This is a genomic window from Psychrobacter faecalis, assembly GCF_016107575.1.
Lineage (GTDB): Bacteria > Pseudomonadota > Gammaproteobacteria > Pseudomonadales > Moraxellaceae > Psychrobacter > Psychrobacter faecalis.
In genome coordinates, this window is the sequence record NZ_JABAST010000007.1 from 69,950 (window position 1) to 85,858 (window position 15,909).

At 41.4% G+C, this 15,909-nt stretch carries 15 protein-coding genes, 1 tRNA gene and 1 pseudogene; 6 read left to right on the forward strand and 11 right to left on the reverse strand.

All coding sequences use genetic code 11. The features are described 5' to 3' along the window. Positions 1–64: 64 nt before the first annotated feature. A complete protein-coding gene (locus tag JFC07_RS03825) occupies positions 65–1,729 on the reverse strand; it encodes an alpha-keto acid decarboxylase family protein (RefSeq protein ID WP_198328163.1) in 1,665 nt (554 codons plus the stop codon). Positions 1,730–1,989: 260 nt separating this feature from the next. On the opposite strand from JFC07_RS03825, the gene JFC07_RS03830 reads away from it, so the two are divergent. After that, a tRNA-Gly gene (locus tag JFC07_RS03830) sits at positions 1,990–2,064 on the forward strand. Between the two features lie 428 nt (positions 2,065–2,492). Here JFC07_RS03830 and JFC07_RS03835 read toward each other — a convergent pair. Beyond that, entirely contained in the window at positions 2,493–2,717 is a 225-nt protein-coding gene (locus JFC07_RS03835; protein WP_105245245.1) for a helix-turn-helix domain-containing protein, read from the reverse strand. 195 nt (positions 2,718–2,912) lie between these two features. Here JFC07_RS03835 and JFC07_RS03840 point away from each other — a divergent pair, with 195 nt between their 5' ends. Genes JFC07_RS03840 through JFC07_RS03855 form a run of 4 tightly spaced genes read left to right on the forward strand, consistent with a single transcriptional unit; the run spans position 2,913 to position 4,992 of the window. Beyond that, a complete protein-coding gene (locus tag JFC07_RS03840; protein ID WP_011513303.1) occupies positions 2,913–3,128 on the forward strand; it encodes a hypothetical protein in 216 nt (71 codons plus the stop codon). Between the two features lie 16 nt (positions 3,129–3,144). Beyond that, positions 3,145–4,374, forward strand: coding sequence for a site-specific integrase (locus tag JFC07_RS03845; protein ID WP_198328164.1), 1,230 nt, complete (start codon positions 3,145–3,147; stop codon positions 4,372–4,374). After that, positions 4,371–4,664: a hypothetical protein gene (locus JFC07_RS03850; RefSeq protein WP_191692377.1), complete on the forward strand. Its 294-nt coding sequence runs from the start codon at positions 4,371–4,373 to the stop codon at positions 4,662–4,664. The genes JFC07_RS03845 and JFC07_RS03850 overlap by 4 nt, the downstream gene beginning before the upstream one ends. A gap of 10 nt (positions 4,665–4,674) precedes the next feature. Beyond that, on the forward strand, positions 4,675–4,992 hold the full coding sequence (locus tag JFC07_RS03855; RefSeq protein ID WP_225211731.1) for a hypothetical protein: 318 nt from the start codon (positions 4,675–4,677) through the stop codon (positions 4,990–4,992). Between the two features lie 227 nt (positions 4,993–5,219). Here the strand turns inward: JFC07_RS03855 and JFC07_RS03860 are convergent, their stop codons facing one another. The 6 genes and pseudogenes from JFC07_RS03860 to JFC07_RS03885 form a co-directional block, all read right to left on the reverse strand. After that, positions 5,220–5,786 carry a hypothetical protein gene (locus JFC07_RS03860; protein ID WP_198328165.1) on the reverse strand — a complete coding sequence of 189 codons (567 nt, stop codon included), beginning with the start codon at positions 5,784–5,786 and terminating at the stop codon, positions 5,220–5,222. 448 nt (positions 5,787–6,234) lie between these two features. Beyond that, positions 6,235–6,936: an IS1 family transposase gene (locus tag JFC07_RS03865; protein WP_198328166.1), complete on the reverse strand. Its 702-nt coding sequence runs from the start codon at positions 6,934–6,936 to the stop codon at positions 6,235–6,237. 75 nt (positions 6,937–7,011) lie between these two features. After that, positions 7,012–7,695 (reverse strand): annotated as a pseudogene (locus JFC07_RS03870) (MFS transporter); the annotation flags it as partial. A gap of 262 nt (positions 7,696–7,957) precedes the next feature. Next, positions 7,958–9,100 (reverse strand): siderophore-interacting protein, encoded by a 1,143-nt coding sequence (locus tag JFC07_RS03875; RefSeq protein WP_198328167.1) that lies wholly within the window; start codon positions 9,098–9,100, stop codon positions 7,958–7,960. A gap of 105 nt (positions 9,101–9,205) precedes the next feature. Continuing rightward, positions 9,206–11,395, reverse strand: coding sequence for a TonB-dependent siderophore receptor (locus JFC07_RS03880; protein ID WP_198328168.1), 2,190 nt, complete (start codon positions 11,393–11,395; stop codon positions 9,206–9,208). Positions 11,396–11,533: 138 nt separating this feature from the next. Further along, positions 11,534–12,307, reverse strand: a complete 774-nt coding sequence (locus tag JFC07_RS03885) for a hypothetical protein (RefSeq protein ID WP_198328169.1) — start codon at positions 12,305–12,307, stop codon at positions 11,534–11,536. A 219-nt stretch (positions 12,308–12,526) separates the two neighbouring features. On the opposite strand from JFC07_RS03885, the gene JFC07_RS03890 reads away from it, so the two are divergent. Beyond that, entirely contained in the window at positions 12,527–13,549 is a 1,023-nt protein-coding gene (locus tag JFC07_RS03890; protein ID WP_191692368.1) for an alpha/beta hydrolase, read from the forward strand. Positions 13,550–13,753: 204 nt separating this feature from the next. Here the strand turns inward: JFC07_RS03890 and JFC07_RS03895 are convergent, their stop codons facing one another. The 3 genes from JFC07_RS03895 to JFC07_RS03905 form a co-directional block, all read right to left on the reverse strand. Continuing rightward, positions 13,754–14,155 (reverse strand): ExbD/TolR family protein, encoded by a 402-nt coding sequence (locus tag JFC07_RS03895; protein WP_198328170.1) that lies wholly within the window; start codon positions 14,153–14,155, stop codon positions 13,754–13,756. Positions 14,156–14,289: 134 nt separating this feature from the next. Continuing rightward, positions 14,290–14,955 carry a MotA/TolQ/ExbB proton channel family protein gene (locus JFC07_RS03900; protein ID WP_198328171.1) on the reverse strand — a complete coding sequence of 222 codons (666 nt, stop codon included), beginning with the start codon at positions 14,953–14,955 and terminating at the stop codon, positions 14,290–14,292. A gap of 123 nt (positions 14,956–15,078) precedes the next feature. Continuing rightward, positions 15,079–15,864: an energy transducer TonB gene (locus JFC07_RS03905; protein ID WP_227678246.1), complete on the reverse strand. Its 786-nt coding sequence runs from the start codon at positions 15,862–15,864 to the stop codon at positions 15,079–15,081. Positions 15,865–15,909: the final 45 nt, after the last annotated feature.

Consider the following 15,909-nt stretch of genomic DNA (forward strand, 5'->3'; position numbering starts at 1 on the left):
GCTTAATTATTCTCTTTCATCAATAAAAGATATAAATTTATAGTAATGAAATTTTTTACTTAGGCTATTTTGGTTTAAGGGCAGCGCTGATATCAGCCAATAAAGGCGGGATATCGTGTTTATCTGTCATCACTTCTAACATTACCAGTTTATCTTTGGTGGCCGCTGCTTTTTCGAGCGCTGCTTTTAGTTCGCCAGCGGTTTCTGCTTTAAGTATAAGGCTATTTTCTTCCGTGGCACCAAAGGCTTTTGGCATCATTTGCCAGTCACACTTAGGAATATCATTATAGCGCTGATTTTCACCATGAATCGCTCGCTCAACGGTATAGCCATCGTTATTAATCAAGACAATAACCGGATTGATGCGCTCTTTAATCATTACCGCGATTTCTTGAATGGTTAACAAAGCCGAGCCGTCACCAATCAATAAGATACTACGCTTATGCGGTGAGGCAATAGCGCCACCCAAACTCGCTGGCAAGGTATAGCCGATTGAGCCCCACATCGGTTGCCCATAAGACGTTACCCCTTCTGGCAGCCGCACATCACTGATACCAAAATACGCCGTACCTTGGTCAGAAAACACGAGGTTTTTATCATCGAGCGCATCGGCGATGATATGCCACAAGTCATCTTGCCGAATCGGCTCGTCATCCTTGCCGTTTTGCTCATGCGGCTGCATCTCTTTGCAAAATTGCTTCGGTACGATATTAATGCCTGAGGTCATGACTTCATGTAGCGTTTGCAGCGCATCTTTGAGCGCAATCGGGGCAAAGTTTTGACCGCTGATAGATGCCCGCTCATAATGCAAATCAACCACAACTTTTTCATCGATATTTTGGCTAAAACCTGCGGTGGTTGTGTCGGTATATTGCACGCCAATTTTAATTAAGCATTCGCAATTTTCTACCGCGTCTTTAACCACAGGACGTGATGCCACGCCTGCATAAGTACCTGCCCAACGTTCACTGTTTTCATCAAGCAAGGTTTTGCCCCATGATAACGTCGTATAAGGAATGTGGGTATCAGCAATTAAAGCCTTTAGCTGATTTTGTAATCCCAAACGATGCACCATCAAATCTGCCATCAGTGTGGTGGTTTTATTTGGCAAAAACTCTATGAGTGCTTGCTTAAAGTCTGCCAATGCCGCTTGGCTGGTGATATCTTCTTGGCTATCATCAAGCTTGGTCGTTGGCGGATAAATCGGCATCTTCGCCACATCTGGTGATAACAACAAATAACCGGGACGATGCTTTTTCAGAATAACTCGAATCACACGATCAATCTCAGAGGCAGCGTTATCAGGCGTGATCTGCGCTCGCGCGACGGTGACCGGTTCAACCATTTTAATAAAATAATTAAACACCCCATCACCTAAAGTATGGTGAATCCGGCGTTTTGAATCTTGCAGGGCGGTACTTGGCGCACCGACCACGTGCAGCACGGGTGCGTACTCGGCAAAAGAGCCCGCGGTAGCATTAATCGCCGACAGCTCACCCACGCCAAAAGTCGTCACCATAGCAGCAAAACCACGCTCACGTGCGTAGCCATCAGCAGCATAGCCAGCATTTAGCTCATTGGTATTGCCGACCCAGCGCAACTTATCAGACGCAATAATATTATCTAAAAACGTTAAATTAAAATCACCGGGCACGCCAAAGATTTCAGTCGCACCCGCTTCAGCGATACGATCGAACAAATAATCCGCGATGGTATATTGTTGACTCATTTTTTATCCTTAATGCTTAAGATTATAAGTATTGATAACTATCAATAAAGATGGGGTTTCTTATAAAATGCACACCAGCTTATTTCTTCCATACAAAGCTTTTGGAATACATATTATAATAAACTGTTATAACATAAAATTATGACTGGATGACATGCCTGTTTTGCTATCTTTTACTTTTTTTCGTGTTAGGTGTTGACAGGTAAATAAAACTGCGTATAATACGCCTTCATCAACTGACGATAGTTAATTGATCATTAGCGGGAATAGCTCAGTGGTAGAGCATAACCTTGCCAAGGTTGGGGTCGAGAGTTCGAATCTCTTTTCCCGCTCCAAATACTTAAAAAGCCTCACTTAACAGTGAGGCTTTTTTTTGTCCGATTTTTAAGGGCTGTAGCGTTTTTCAGCATGAGCTATTCAGTCTAATTGCTAAGTTTATCTAACATATTAAAAGCTCAAAAATCAGCACCGTGACCAAAACGTGACCATTTCGTGCCCACGCTATAAACACTGATTTCGTAATTGAACCCAACTTATTATTCTTATCTTTATAAAAAGCGATGCTAAGAAATATTTTCTTAACATCGCTTTTCCTTTTTTACTGCTTTTGTATGTTGAGCTCATAGCGTGACCAAAACGTGACCAAATCATGAAAAAGTAAGTTTTAAAAATAACCCCAACCTTAATTGTAGGCCTTGGAACGTCATATATATAAGGCTCTACCAATTATTCATCTGAGAATTTCTTTCAACTTTGTAGATCCTCAAGACTCTTCATTATCTTTATTATTTGGCTTATAAATAAATAAGTCACCCACCTGCACATCTAAAAACTCACATAACTGGTCGATGGTATTGAAGTCAATTCTTGATGACTCTTCATTGTATAACTTATGAAGGGTTGATTTACTCATACCTGTTGCTCTTACAACATCTGCTACACGCAACTTTTTCTCTGCCAAAATTACAGGAAGTTTAGACACAATCATAATTAATACCTCTTTTCGGGTAAAAATGCTTTACATTGAGGTAAAAAGATAATATAGTACACAAATCGGTTACTAATTACCTCTAAGCAGGTAAATAACAGCTGATACTTCAAAGGTGCATTTTTAAGGCTGATAAAATAATTTCTATTCTATCACTTAATGCAATGACTTAATAACTGAAAAGAGGTAAACACTATGAGCAATACTTATTTAACAACTGATGAGTTAGCCGAACGCATCAAGTACGACGCACGTACTATCCGCAATCAAATGAAAGACACCGTTTTGATTGAAAACATCCATTACATTCGTCCTTTCGGCGGTCGCAAGATTTTGTACGTATGGGAGCGTATCGAAGAGGATATGTGTAAGCCAGTTATGAGCGCCATCAACGGTATGGCACTTCAGTAATAAAAGGAGAATTACTATGGCTACTATGCGAGGACGGTTTGGCAAGCTGGTCGTAGACTTCCGCTACTTAGGTAAGCGCTGTCGAGAGAAAACCAGTTTAGAAGACAATCCAGCTAATCGTAAAAAATTAGCGCAAGTCTTGAAAAAAATGGAAGCTGAAATAACCCTAGGTATCTTTGATTACGCTACTTACTTCCCAAAGAGTGAACGAGCGCAGGAAATGAATGCACTGGCTGATAGAGCGGAAGCTTGTATCAGTCGCAATCCTACCTTTAGGCAGTTTTCAGAGATTTGGTATGAGGAGAAGAAGATTGAATGGCGGCCAAGCTATCGGCAAAAAATAAAGATTATTCTTGATAAGTACTTGTTGCCTGAGTTTGGTGGCAAAGCAGTACACGCCATAAAAAAACCAGACTTGCTGACCTTCCGTAGCTCCCTCGCCAAAGTTCATTACGGTAAAGATGGTCAGTCAAGTCTGTCAGTAGCACGAATCAATCAGATCATGATACTTCTTCGTATGATACTAGAAGAAGCGTCTGATCGCCATGAGTTTGAGATGCCTTATAAAAATATTAAGAATCTCAAGCAAGCTCGTCCAGATGTGAATCCTTTCACACTGAGTGAAGTATGGCTGATTTTAAAGCATGTCCGAGCTGATTATAGGCCCTACTACACCATTCGCTTTTTTACAGGAATGCGTACCAGTGAGATTGATGGACTGAAGTGGGACTGTATTAACTTTGATCGGCGTGAGATCAGTATCCGTGGTGCATTAGTAAATGGTGAGATGGGCCCGACTAAGACGTTAGGTTCACAACGTGATATTGCGATGTCACAGTTGGTCTATGATGCCTTGCTAGAGCAGAAGACGCGCACCTTTGGTAAGTCAGAGTTTGTGTTTTGCAATTCACAAGGCAATCCGATGGAGTACCGCAATGTGAACCGGCGGGTATGGAAACCCACGCTTGCCCTACTCGGTCTTAAACATCGGCGGGCTTATCAGACTCGGCATACCGCAGCGACACTTTGGCTCGCTGCTGGTGAGAATCCTGAGTGGATAGCCCGGCAGATGGGTCACAGTAGTACTGAGATGCTGTTTCGGGTGTATAGCCGCTATGTGCCTGATATCACCCGTCAGGATGGCTCAGCGATGGATAACTTGCTACTGGCGAGTAAGGAAAAGCTAACCAGCGCAGCAAATACAAATAGCTCTAATGCACAAACAGACAAGGAGACGTCACTATGACAATTATCAATTATGAAGAGCTGTTTAGCGAGTTTAAACGGGACGGTGCAATCAGTGATGAAGCAAATCTTATCGCCAATGCATTGATGCGTGAGTTTTACGTTCCATCGGGTTATAACCTAGCACGCTTCTTGGGAGTGAAGCACTGCTTTAATAACGATATGGCGGTGCGGGTATGGGTGCAGAAGGGCTTAGATGCCAGTCTTGACTATGTGATTGAGGATATGTGTTGTCAGCTTCAGAGCGAGCTTTACGAGCTATTACCGCAGTCTGGCTATGGCGGCTACTAAGGAGAATGTGATGAGTGTAAAGCTTCAGCCGAATATGACGCAGAACGCACGAGATCTAAGAATCTGTGAGGATTACTGGTCATATGATAACGAAAGTGATTATATCGCTCATATCGAAACCGTCTGTGAGGAGTATAAGATTAGCCCACAAGTGCTGTTCGAGATAATCGGTGAGTGTTTTGCTTATTTAGATGATGTGCTTTGTGAGTACTGCGGCTATGTTTGCCCTTTACAGATACCAGCAGACATCCCTTATATGCGAGCAAAAGAGAGTTGGTGCTGTGAGGTATGTGAACATGCTGTATGGCGGGAACATAATCATAGATAAGTCGTTCAAATTTTAGAGCCAGACAGCTTAGGTTGTCTGGCTTTTTTGTGTGTAGTATATCTCCTCCTAAATACAGTCCAAATTTAGTGTGCCACTACAACGTTGAGGTGGTTGATTTCTTTCGTCAAGATAGTCCAAGTAAGGCATCTAAAAAAAGCAGGGGGTGGTATGAGCCAAGTTTAGGCTAAAAACTTGGCTTTAAAAGGTAGGTACAGGAAAAATTTAGTTTAAAATGGATTGTAGTCCACTTTAACGAGTTTAGATTGCTGAACCTTTTTTAGTTTGAATGTCTTGGTCTTTTCATCCCAAATGTTGACATAATAGGTGATCAGTTGTCTGCCGGTGGTTTCGTTGACTTTCTCGCCTTCACAATTGCGGCTGATAAATAAGCGGCTATTAGGATAGAAAGCCAAACGCTCGTTGTCATCAAGTTCCGCACCGTCTGCGAAGCATTCTGCGCCACTCTCATAAGGGGTGACACTATCCTCAGTTTCACCTAGCGGGATATCGTATACTTTGCCAGTACGTTTATCAATCATAGCCCCTGACACACAGCTTGTACCACAGCCCCAGGTTGTTACGATATAGTTACCCGCAAAGTTAACCTCACCATCTTTATGAGCTGCTTTCAGACGAGTACGAAAAGAGCTCCAGTCACCTAATTTTAAGGGTGCTTGTTTACCGTTATAAATTTTAGCAGGGTATTTTTCAAAGCTGTAACCAGCGATGGTTTCAGCATGAGAAGTAGAGATACAAGCAATGGCAAAACAAAGACAAGCCGCAAGCTTTTTCATAAGAATTTCTTTTTTAATAGGGGTCAGTACAGAAAACGGAAATTATAGTATGGTAAGCACATTTGTTTAATTATACATAAACTCAATTAAATAAGTTTTTCTGAAATTACTTATTAAAATAATAATCTGATAAGGTTTAGTAAAGTCTTACAAGCTGTATGTTGAGCTTGAATACAATTAAACTGGAATTCAAAAGGGTTTGAACTATAGATTGCCAAGACAGGTGTGGTTTGATTATTATCGTCGAGCTGCGTAATTAAAATCTCCCAAGTTTAACTGGGCGGATTTGACGGCAGGGGTCATAGTTTCGTAGAGTATACCGTTAAATAGATATTGATGATAAATTCTTCTAAGGTCAGCTCATAACTTTGTTGATTTCTTAGTCGAAGACACTAGATTAGTGAGGTGCTCTTCTTTTTTCGGTGGTGTTCTAAAAAGTATGCTGGCATCAGACGTAGCCATAATTGACATAAAAGAACACCAGATCGAATACTTTAAAGTGATTATCAAGCTTTTTTGAGAAGCAACAAGTCTTTCTAACCGCTCGACGTAATCGGTGTCTCAAGCGACAGTTATTACCTTCTATACCTACCGTATGCTGTTTGCCAACTCGCTTATGATCTGGTTTAAAAGCCGTTATAAAGCTATCACAATTGTCCATACTAATAGAGTCATAGCTGACTTTGAGCTGCTTTAGACGTGCTCTTAGCTTCTTAGCCGTTCTCAAATCACGTTTGCCCCAGACATAAGCGACAATCTCATTGGTAGCACGGTCATAAGCGTAGATGAGCCAGACTTTACGCTTCTTGCGATACACGTAAGTCCAGAACTCATCAACTTCTAAGCGTTCATAGTAGCTCTGCTTAGGCGCAATCTTATATACGGATGAGCTTATGGTGCTTAGCACTTTACCAATGCTAACTGAGGCTATAATAGCAATGTCTCTAATGCCACAGCCTCTCACTGTCATTAGCCGTATTTTATCTTCTATTCTAGAGTGACAGCCGTTATAAGTTAAGGCATGATCACCAATGAACTGACGCTTGCAGGCTTTGCATTGGTAGTTTTGCTTGCCATAGCTTTTTTTGCCATTTTTCTTTAAACTGGGACTGTGACAGTCGGGGCAGTTGATATCTATTTGTGTCTTCATAACCTCAAATATATCATCTTGCCTCGGCTGTCACTCTCCTTTATTACCTCAGCATACTTTCTGATACACCACCGGGTCTTTTAATAAGTCCCAGTACTGACTGAGCACCTCCTTAGCAGGGCGCGTATTACGATTTTCTTCGCTGAGCGTTTCAAAAAAGAAAAACTTCGTCAATAATAAATTAAGCGTTCCAAAAGCGGCTAAAAACCAAAAGATAGAGTGCCAATTAAAGAACTGCAAAAATAGTGCGCCAAGTGACGGCGCTAATATTGGTGCCAAGCCCTTTACCAGTATCATAATAGAAAAGGCTTTGGCGGTTTGTTTGGCAGTCAGGCGATCACGAATAGCAGCTCGGGTAACCACCGCCCCAACACAAGCACCAAGGGCCTGCAAGGTACGACCAGCAAACAATACGTATTCATTACTTGTGGTGGCACACACAATCGAAGCAATGACATATAAAATCATACCAAAATATAAGGGTTTAACCCGACCAATACGATCACTTAACGGACCATAAAATAGCTGCCCAAATACCAAGCCGACAAAATAGGCAGGGACGGAGTTTGCCATAAAGGCAGTTGATACGCCAAAGTCGTCCGCCATTGATGGTAACGCTGGTAGATACATATCAATCGATAATGGCCCTACCGCCACAATCAACCCAAGCATCATAATCCATGCAACAGGTAAATCAGTAGAGCGCACGCGATCAGTGGCAATCGGTTTATTGGACAAGGAAGGTTTTGGTGCAGACATATTTAGACCGTTTTATAGAATGACTGTTATTTTATAATCTAAGGTTATTTTTATTTAGGCGTGTTGAACACTCATTATTTCAGCCAGATATAAGCACAAGCGAAAGCATTTTCTACTAAGTATCGCGCTATTGATGATGTGCCACCTTTTGAGTTTGAAAAACAGTATTATGATAACCTCAATCCGTTAGATCTAGCGGCCTAACTTAAATAAACAGCCTACGATATAGTCGGGACAGTTCAAAGCGACTCATACTCACCTTTTAAGACGCTCGCCAATACACTTTCATCACCATATCTTGGCGAGACAAACCAAACTTAGCCTTTAATTGACGCTTTAATATTTTGGCATCAGACGCTCCAAGCGCTCCCCAAACCTTTTCTATAACGATAGATGCGCCTTCTAAGCGTGTATCTATAACTGACAAGACAGCATCAGGAAGATTGGTGGTTGGCGTATTTAAGATATGCGTTATACTATCTTTTTTAAAATTATCTATCTGTGCTAATGTCTGACTTAATTCGATATCTTGTAAATACGCTCTATCTGCCACATCATGAGTAACGACAATGACGATTGGCGCTATTGGATTGTGCCAATTTTCTAATAAGTTAGCGACTGTTGGTATAGACGTTTCGTCGCAGATAAGCAGACATTGTCCGTCATTTAAATGCGCAATCTTTTCAGGATAATCGCGAACACTTTTGAGCTGCGTGCCAGCTTGAGCCGCTCTTGCCCAATTTCCACCAGGCGTGTCACCATGAATATAAGTATCCACCCAGCCATGTATTCGCTGAGTTCCTGCATCTTGCCATGCTTTTCGCAAGGTATAATAACGTTGTAACCTCTCCGATGCGTTATCAGAGGCATTAGCAGATTCATGACTGTTTGATATGTCAGTATTCATTTCAAACAGATAAGCGTATCCTGCATGATTCAGTGGCGAGTCAGCAGGCGCGATCACGACCAATCGATACATATTCGGGCTGGCGTAATAACTATCAATCACAGTGAAATAACGCTCTTGCTGTTTTATCGCCTGCTTGCCAAGTTTCTTTGAAGCCACCTGCAAGAGGTTGATATATTGCGACTTCAAAGTAACCGTTTCATCAATCACATTTTCAAATTCAATAAAGAATTGCTTGACCACATCAGGCAACGATTCAGCTTTATGACTTGGTAGACTTTCTGAGTTTTGAGCTGCTGCTTCGAGCAATAATCCATCGCTATAAACCTCTGCCACCACAACCGCTACATCATTACTGAGCTTAGTGTCAGCAAATGCCTCCACAAACATAGCCAGCTCATCTTGGTGTTCATCATTGATATGGTTCATGAACTTTATTTTAGCCGCCACGGGTAATGGCACTTTGTCTGTATAATGTTGATCAAAAACTTGGGACATAATGCACCCTTTATAAAAAATTAGTTTTATAAAAAAGACAAGGCGCTTGATCCACTCAATGCGCCTCATTTATTAGGCTTGTAACCTAACAAGCCATGACTATTTCTAAAATTTATAAGACAATGACGCTTTTACTTCACGCTCATCACCCGGAATATTAAAGGTATTGAGTGAACCGACGCGGACATAATGGTCTTTGTTAAAGAGGTTATAGACGTTTAACTGTCCGGTGAGCTGATCATTAAATGGATAACTGACCATTGCATCCCAAGTATTATAAGAATCTGCTTTGATACCTTGAGAGGAAGAAAACTCACCGACGGCGTTGACACCCAATCCTACTGTTAATGGACGAGCAAGCCAATTATCCGCTTCATAGCTTACCCAAAGGTTCGCAGAATGCTTTGGCATTAGTAAGAAAATGCCATCATCCCTATCACTTGATGCTTGTTTAATATCACTATCTAGATAGCTATAACCGCCAGATACCTGCAAATTCGGCATAATCTCGCCATTAACTTCTAGTTCTACGCCTTGCATTTGACGTTTACCTAATGCAACTTGATCGCCATCTTTTGTAGGAGCAGCAGCATTTTCATCGGTCAGACGGTAGGCACTTAGTCTTGCAGATAAGGTATCTTGCCAATGTCCTTTTAGACCGATTTCTATTTGATCGCCTTCACGCGGCTTTAGTAACTCACCGTCTTTATTGGCGACATACTGTGGGGTAAATACTTGGGTATAACTACCATATGCGTTGATATTTGGCGTCAACTCATACACAGCAGCCCCATAGCCGGTGGCTTTGCTACTACTGTCAGTACTGGCATTAGCATTGCTAATCTTGTCATCACTTTCTATCTCATAGTGACTCAAACGACCACCGGCGATTAAACTTAACTTATCGATAGGTTTATAATTGACTTTGCCATATAAACCTGTCTCACTCAGCGTATTTTCAGTGTGTACGAGGGCAAAACCTTTCTCACCGCGACGTGCTTGCTCAATAATACTGACTTCGTTCAAATCGTTGATTTGTTCGACTGTGAGCCCTTTACCCAAGGCTTGAGTTCGTGCATTCTCATTATCAGTTTTAAAGCGTTTATAGTCAGCACCAATGACATATTCGCTTTGATGGTTGCCAATCTTAAAAGGTTGGCTTAGATTGACATCAGCACTAAGTGACGTTTCATGAATATCTGCACCAATACCAGCAACATTGGTTTTATTGTCTACAAGGGCGCTTCCTGCAAAAGCATAATTATAATCAGCCTCTCGATCAGAGTAGCGCATACCGGCACTTATGACGCCGGCACTGGCAAGACGATGCTCAAAATCGGCAAACACATCATGGCTCTGACTGTTAAAGTCATTCCATTTAGCGCCATAGAATTTATCTTGAGGTAAAGATATTAATGATTTATCTGCAAAAGTTGGTAGACCATTATTAGGTGTGATTTGTCGATCTTGCATTAAATAACCTAGACCAAATTTGCTGGAATCATTCAATTGCTTATCAACACTGACATAGACCGTACTATTTTGATTGTCTTTTCCGCCGATATCATCAACTACTGGATTAGCACGCTGATTGTATTGCAGGACCGTTCGACCAACCAGACTGTCATCGGCGCTTAAACTGCCTTGTAGATCAGCAGTTACGCCATAACCTGTTGGGTTACTAACATTGGCTTCTAAGATTTGCTTGCCATCGGCTTCACCACGCTTTCGAACCAAATTTATCACACCGCCCATCTCTGACGCTGAATTAAACAAGCCAGATGGACCACGCATGACTTCTACTCGGTCAAATGCCGCTAAATTAGGCAAGGTGCCATTGATACTTGCCATTGGAGAGGCGAGCCCATCGATACTGTATTGGTCATATTCATAACCACGAGAAAAAATAGAGGAGCGCCCATCATCATTTTGCAGGACGCGTAAGCCTGTCGTGCGCTTAGCAATTTGGTCTAGGGTATCAAGATTTAAGTCATCGATTTTCGCTTGGGTGATCACACTGATAGACTGTGGAATATTTTCTAGATAATCTGGTATCTTGGTGCCGACCGTCGCGACATTGGCATTATATAAATTATTGTCTTCACTCGGATCAATGGCATATAAAGGGTTTGCGGTAACGACAATTGTATCTAATGTGGTGCTAGGCTCTGAATCAGCATTATTTTGTGATTCAGCAGCAGTCGCTGGTACTGACATAAAGAGTAACGATAAAACAGAATAGCATAGCGGAGATAGTCGGAAATGCGAGGATTGATTGGAGGTATTATTAACCACGTGAGAATTCCTTAAAGCAATAGTAGATAACCCATTGGGTTTGTTAGTGGTTTTAAAAACAGATAACGATTAAACGGAAACGACTCTGGCTTCATCTAGTGAAGTCAGAGTCTGTTCTTACCAGTTAGCACTCAACAACTAGAATCCTCTAGCATTATCACTAGTCGCGGTATAAAAGATATTAAAAGCACTATTAGCGCCAGTTTTTATGACTTTGCCATCTACTGTTGCACTGGCTTCGAAATTAACACCACCACCTGCACTCTCACCGCTAGCAATGTTAGGTAAGGTCAAAGAGTGTACGACCACTTTTTTATTGGTAACTGGTATATTTGCTTTGGTTAGTTTGGTACCACGTGGTTTGACCACTTCGCCCTCTGCAACGACTGTTGTTAAATCGTCAAAAATGATATCGAAATTTAATAATTGTGCCTGATCAAGTTTTGCTTGACCATTGACAACAGGGATACCAACAAGAGTTTTGCTGCCACGATGGATCATGCGATTATCGATAACTTTACCATTATCTAGCTTTCTGCCTTCTGCAGCCACTGAGTTCGTTCGAACCATCAACATCACTTTATAGCCTGGTACTGCAACTTTACCTTTTCCATCAAAAATATCAGCGACCAATTCTGGTGCATTTTTCGCTTTATTGATGACTACTCGAGCAGAGTTTTCAGAAACAGGATAATCTTTGCCGTCAATCGTTAAATAACGGGTATCAGCATAGTTACTTTGAGTTTTCATGAGACCCGTGGTGACAGCATTAGAGGTAGATACAGGCGTTGCGCTAGATGATGACATCGTATTTTGACAGCCTGCAACCCCTAAAGATAATAGTGCAATAGATAAAATAGAAACTTTAGATAATAGGTTTTTGCTGAAACATGACTGAGTTGAACGTGACATAATTTAATCTCATAAGAAGGATTTTTGTGAAATACAGAACCACTAGAAAGCAATACTATTGATAACGATTATCATATGCATTATTATTACGATATTGTAACTAATTGTCAATCATTATCAATGATATAAACTGCATTTGTTAATCCTCTTACAGCTTCAATATAAGCAACGCTATGTCTAAGGCTTTTTTCAATAAACTAAATATAATAAAGGATAAGTATGTCAAGATTTCAGGGAAGCCTTGCAATTATAACGATAACTATGGCAGGAGTAATGATGTCACCAAGCTATGCTAAACCTGACTTGACCAAGACCGTAGATATGAGCTTATTGCATGCCAAAGATATCGGGTATCGTTTCGTATATCATACCTTCAGTGCACCTGCACCAGAACTATCCTCCTCTAGCTTAACCGATTCACAATTGAAAACGCTGCAAGCCTATGCAAAACCTCGTCATTATCAAGTGTGGTTAGCTATTCCTGAGCAGACAACCGATCATCTACTCTCTAACAATTCTGTAAAAACTCCTAGTAAAGTGCTTTATATGCTTGATGGCAATGCGGCTATTGATGATTTAAACAAAGAAACGCTGCGCTTATTATCCAAATCCACACCACAAAAATCAGCGCCCGCTTTGGTCTTCATAGGCTATCAGACGCCTTATCGTTTTGATGTTGACGCCAGAGCTTATGACTATACCCCACCACTATTAGCCAACACTACAGATAACAATGCGTTTACAGAAGAAGGTAGAGAGCGATTAAACGGCGGTGTAGAAAACTTTTATGCGTTGATTGAAAAAGAAATTAAACCTTGGGTATATGAACAGTTGGGCGAGAAACCGAAGCAAGAAGCCATTTGGGGACACTCTTACGGTGGTTTGTTTGTGTTATATAATTTGTTCAAGCATCCTGAAGCTTATCAGCAGTATTTCAGTGCAGATCCATCACTTTGGTGGCAAAATGGAGAGATGATTAACTATTGGCAGGCATATCAAAATCTTCCTAAAGCGCAACTTGCAGATATATCCAATAATAAACACAAACAAATACGACTCACTTTTAGTCACTCTCCAGAGCAGACCACTATGCCAGTAGTAGCGCCTACTCTGATGAGTAAAAAAGAATTCGCCAAGGAAGTCTGTGAGCACTTTGAGGAGCGTTGTAGCTATCAGTTTTACAACCAATCTCATGGAGAGGTATTTACAACCTCTCTATTAGAGAGCTTAAAGAACTTCTAAGATTAAGCCTATTCAAGATAACTTTAGCACTCTGACCTTATCTACTGGATAAGAAAAACCTCGCTAGGTTACCCAAGCAAGGCGGAAGAGAAAGATTGTTATTATATTTATTTTTTATTATTATCTTAGTTATTTTTAATAATAGCGGGAGGAGATTGATTATATAGAAAGCCAACTATGGTAAATGACTCCTATTTTTCATTGTTATTCATTAACAAAGGCAATTTTACTTAAACCTGCTTGACTTGCCGATGCTAATACTTGCGCAACCGTATCATATTTGCTGTCTTTATCCGCGCGCAATTGAATAGAAGGGTCTTTGCCTGAAGCACTTTCTTGCTGCAAACGAGTATCTAACTCTTCTATGCTAATAGGAACGCTATCCCAAAAAATACCGGCATCTTTATCAATACTGATTTGTATTGCTTCAGGTGGCTGCTCATTGATTGGCGCACTGGTCTTGGGTAAATCAAGCGGTACTGTTGGGTTCAAAACAGTCGCTGTCAATAAAAAGATAATCATCAATACCAACATGATATCAATAAGTGGAATGAGGTTCATCTCATTCATACTTTGGACGTCATCATCACCTAACTGAAATGCCATAATACTCTCAATCGTATATCCGTCTTATACAAAATCATAAATTTTTGCTTTGAAAAAAACCATGCAGTGCTATCGTTTAAAACAGCTTTATAAATAAAGGCTAGCACTGCTACTGTTGATAAGCCTCTTGTTTATCAGTATGAATAACTACTATTGCTATGAGCACTCTTACTACCAGTGACATTAGTAGTTATACCCTGCTTTTCAGCTACATTATGAGGATCCATTGAAGGTTGCATTGCTGCTAAATCAACAGACTGCGCCAATAAATCATGGGCTCTATCATTGGCATGGTACATTACCCTTCGATTGATACGTACGGCAAGGTTATAAAACACCACTGCTGGAATTGCGACGGCAATGCCGAGACCTGTCATGATGAGCGCCTCGCCAACTGGCCCTGCCACTTGTCCAAGGCCTGCTTGCCCACTAGTACCAATATTATGTAACGCGTGAAAAATACCCCAAACTGTACCAAATAACCCAATAAACGGCGCGATCGCTGCAGTTGTACCTAAAATAGGCAAGCCGCGTTCGCTAGCAAAACGGTAACGCCCTATATGCTTTAATAATGCTTGCTCAATGACTAATCGACGCATAGCAGCATCAGAGTTAGTCACAGCTGAACGCTTCATCTCAACCTGCTGACTCAAATCATCAGCAACACAGGCGGCCAATTTTCGGCTTTGTAATATGCGAATAATACCAGTTACCCAAGAGAGCACCGATAAGACCAATAGCAAGAAAAACAAGCTTTTGGTCACCAAATCGCTGTATTGCCAGTAGCTTGTAAAGTCCATATCAGACTCCTTAATATGTTATGCAATCATATGAGTTCGTTGCGAGTACCGCATAACGACTTATCATGAAAAATTATAAATAGTGACGCTTTGAAAATAATGGGCTTGGTAAATAACTAACTTTTACGGCACTGCATAACTGATAGGTAAAGTCACATTACCCACCACTGGTACGCCATTTTTCGTAAAGGGTTTAAATTTACCAGAACGTACTTGTTGCTGAGCTTCTCTATCGAGTGCAGCGTTGCCAGAAGATTGCGCTAAGCTCACATTATCAATGCCGCCTTGCTTATTAACTTGTAATATCAAAACCACCCTAAAGGTTTCGCCTGATTTGGCAGCTCGTCTGGCACGAGCAGGAAAACTAAAACTCGGTTCTGAGGCCCAGTTAGCGTTAGTGGCAGTAAAATTGACGGGGGTATTACTTGCGGCGGCGGCAGCTTGTTGATTGGCTTTCTCACGAGCAGCGGCTTGTGCGGCTTCTCTTGCCGCTTTGGCATCGGATTCGGCTTGCGCTTCACGATCTGCCTTTGCTTTGGCATCTGCTGCTGCCTGAGCCTCTCGCATAGCTTTGGCATGCGCTTGTTGAGTAGCCTTTTCAGCCTGTACTGCCAATATCTTACGTTCGTTATCGGCTGCTAAAGCGCTTGCTTGAGCTGCTGCGTCTGATTCTTGTGATTTTATTGGTTGTTTGATGACAGGCTTGCTATTTACTACCTTTGTTGTCGCAGTAGCTGGCTTAGTATCAACTTGAGGCTTTGATGTCTCTTCTTTCACAACTGGTTGCACGGCTTTTTTAGGCTCTGGTTTTGCCTCAGGTACGCTAACAGATTGTGGTTTGAGCGCTTTAATAGGTTCGACTTCTGCGGCTGCCGTCACCGGCTCTGCAATTGTCGTAACTTCTGACACCAACTGTATTTCTATAGGTGGCGTTATTTTAAGTGGCTTAATAGT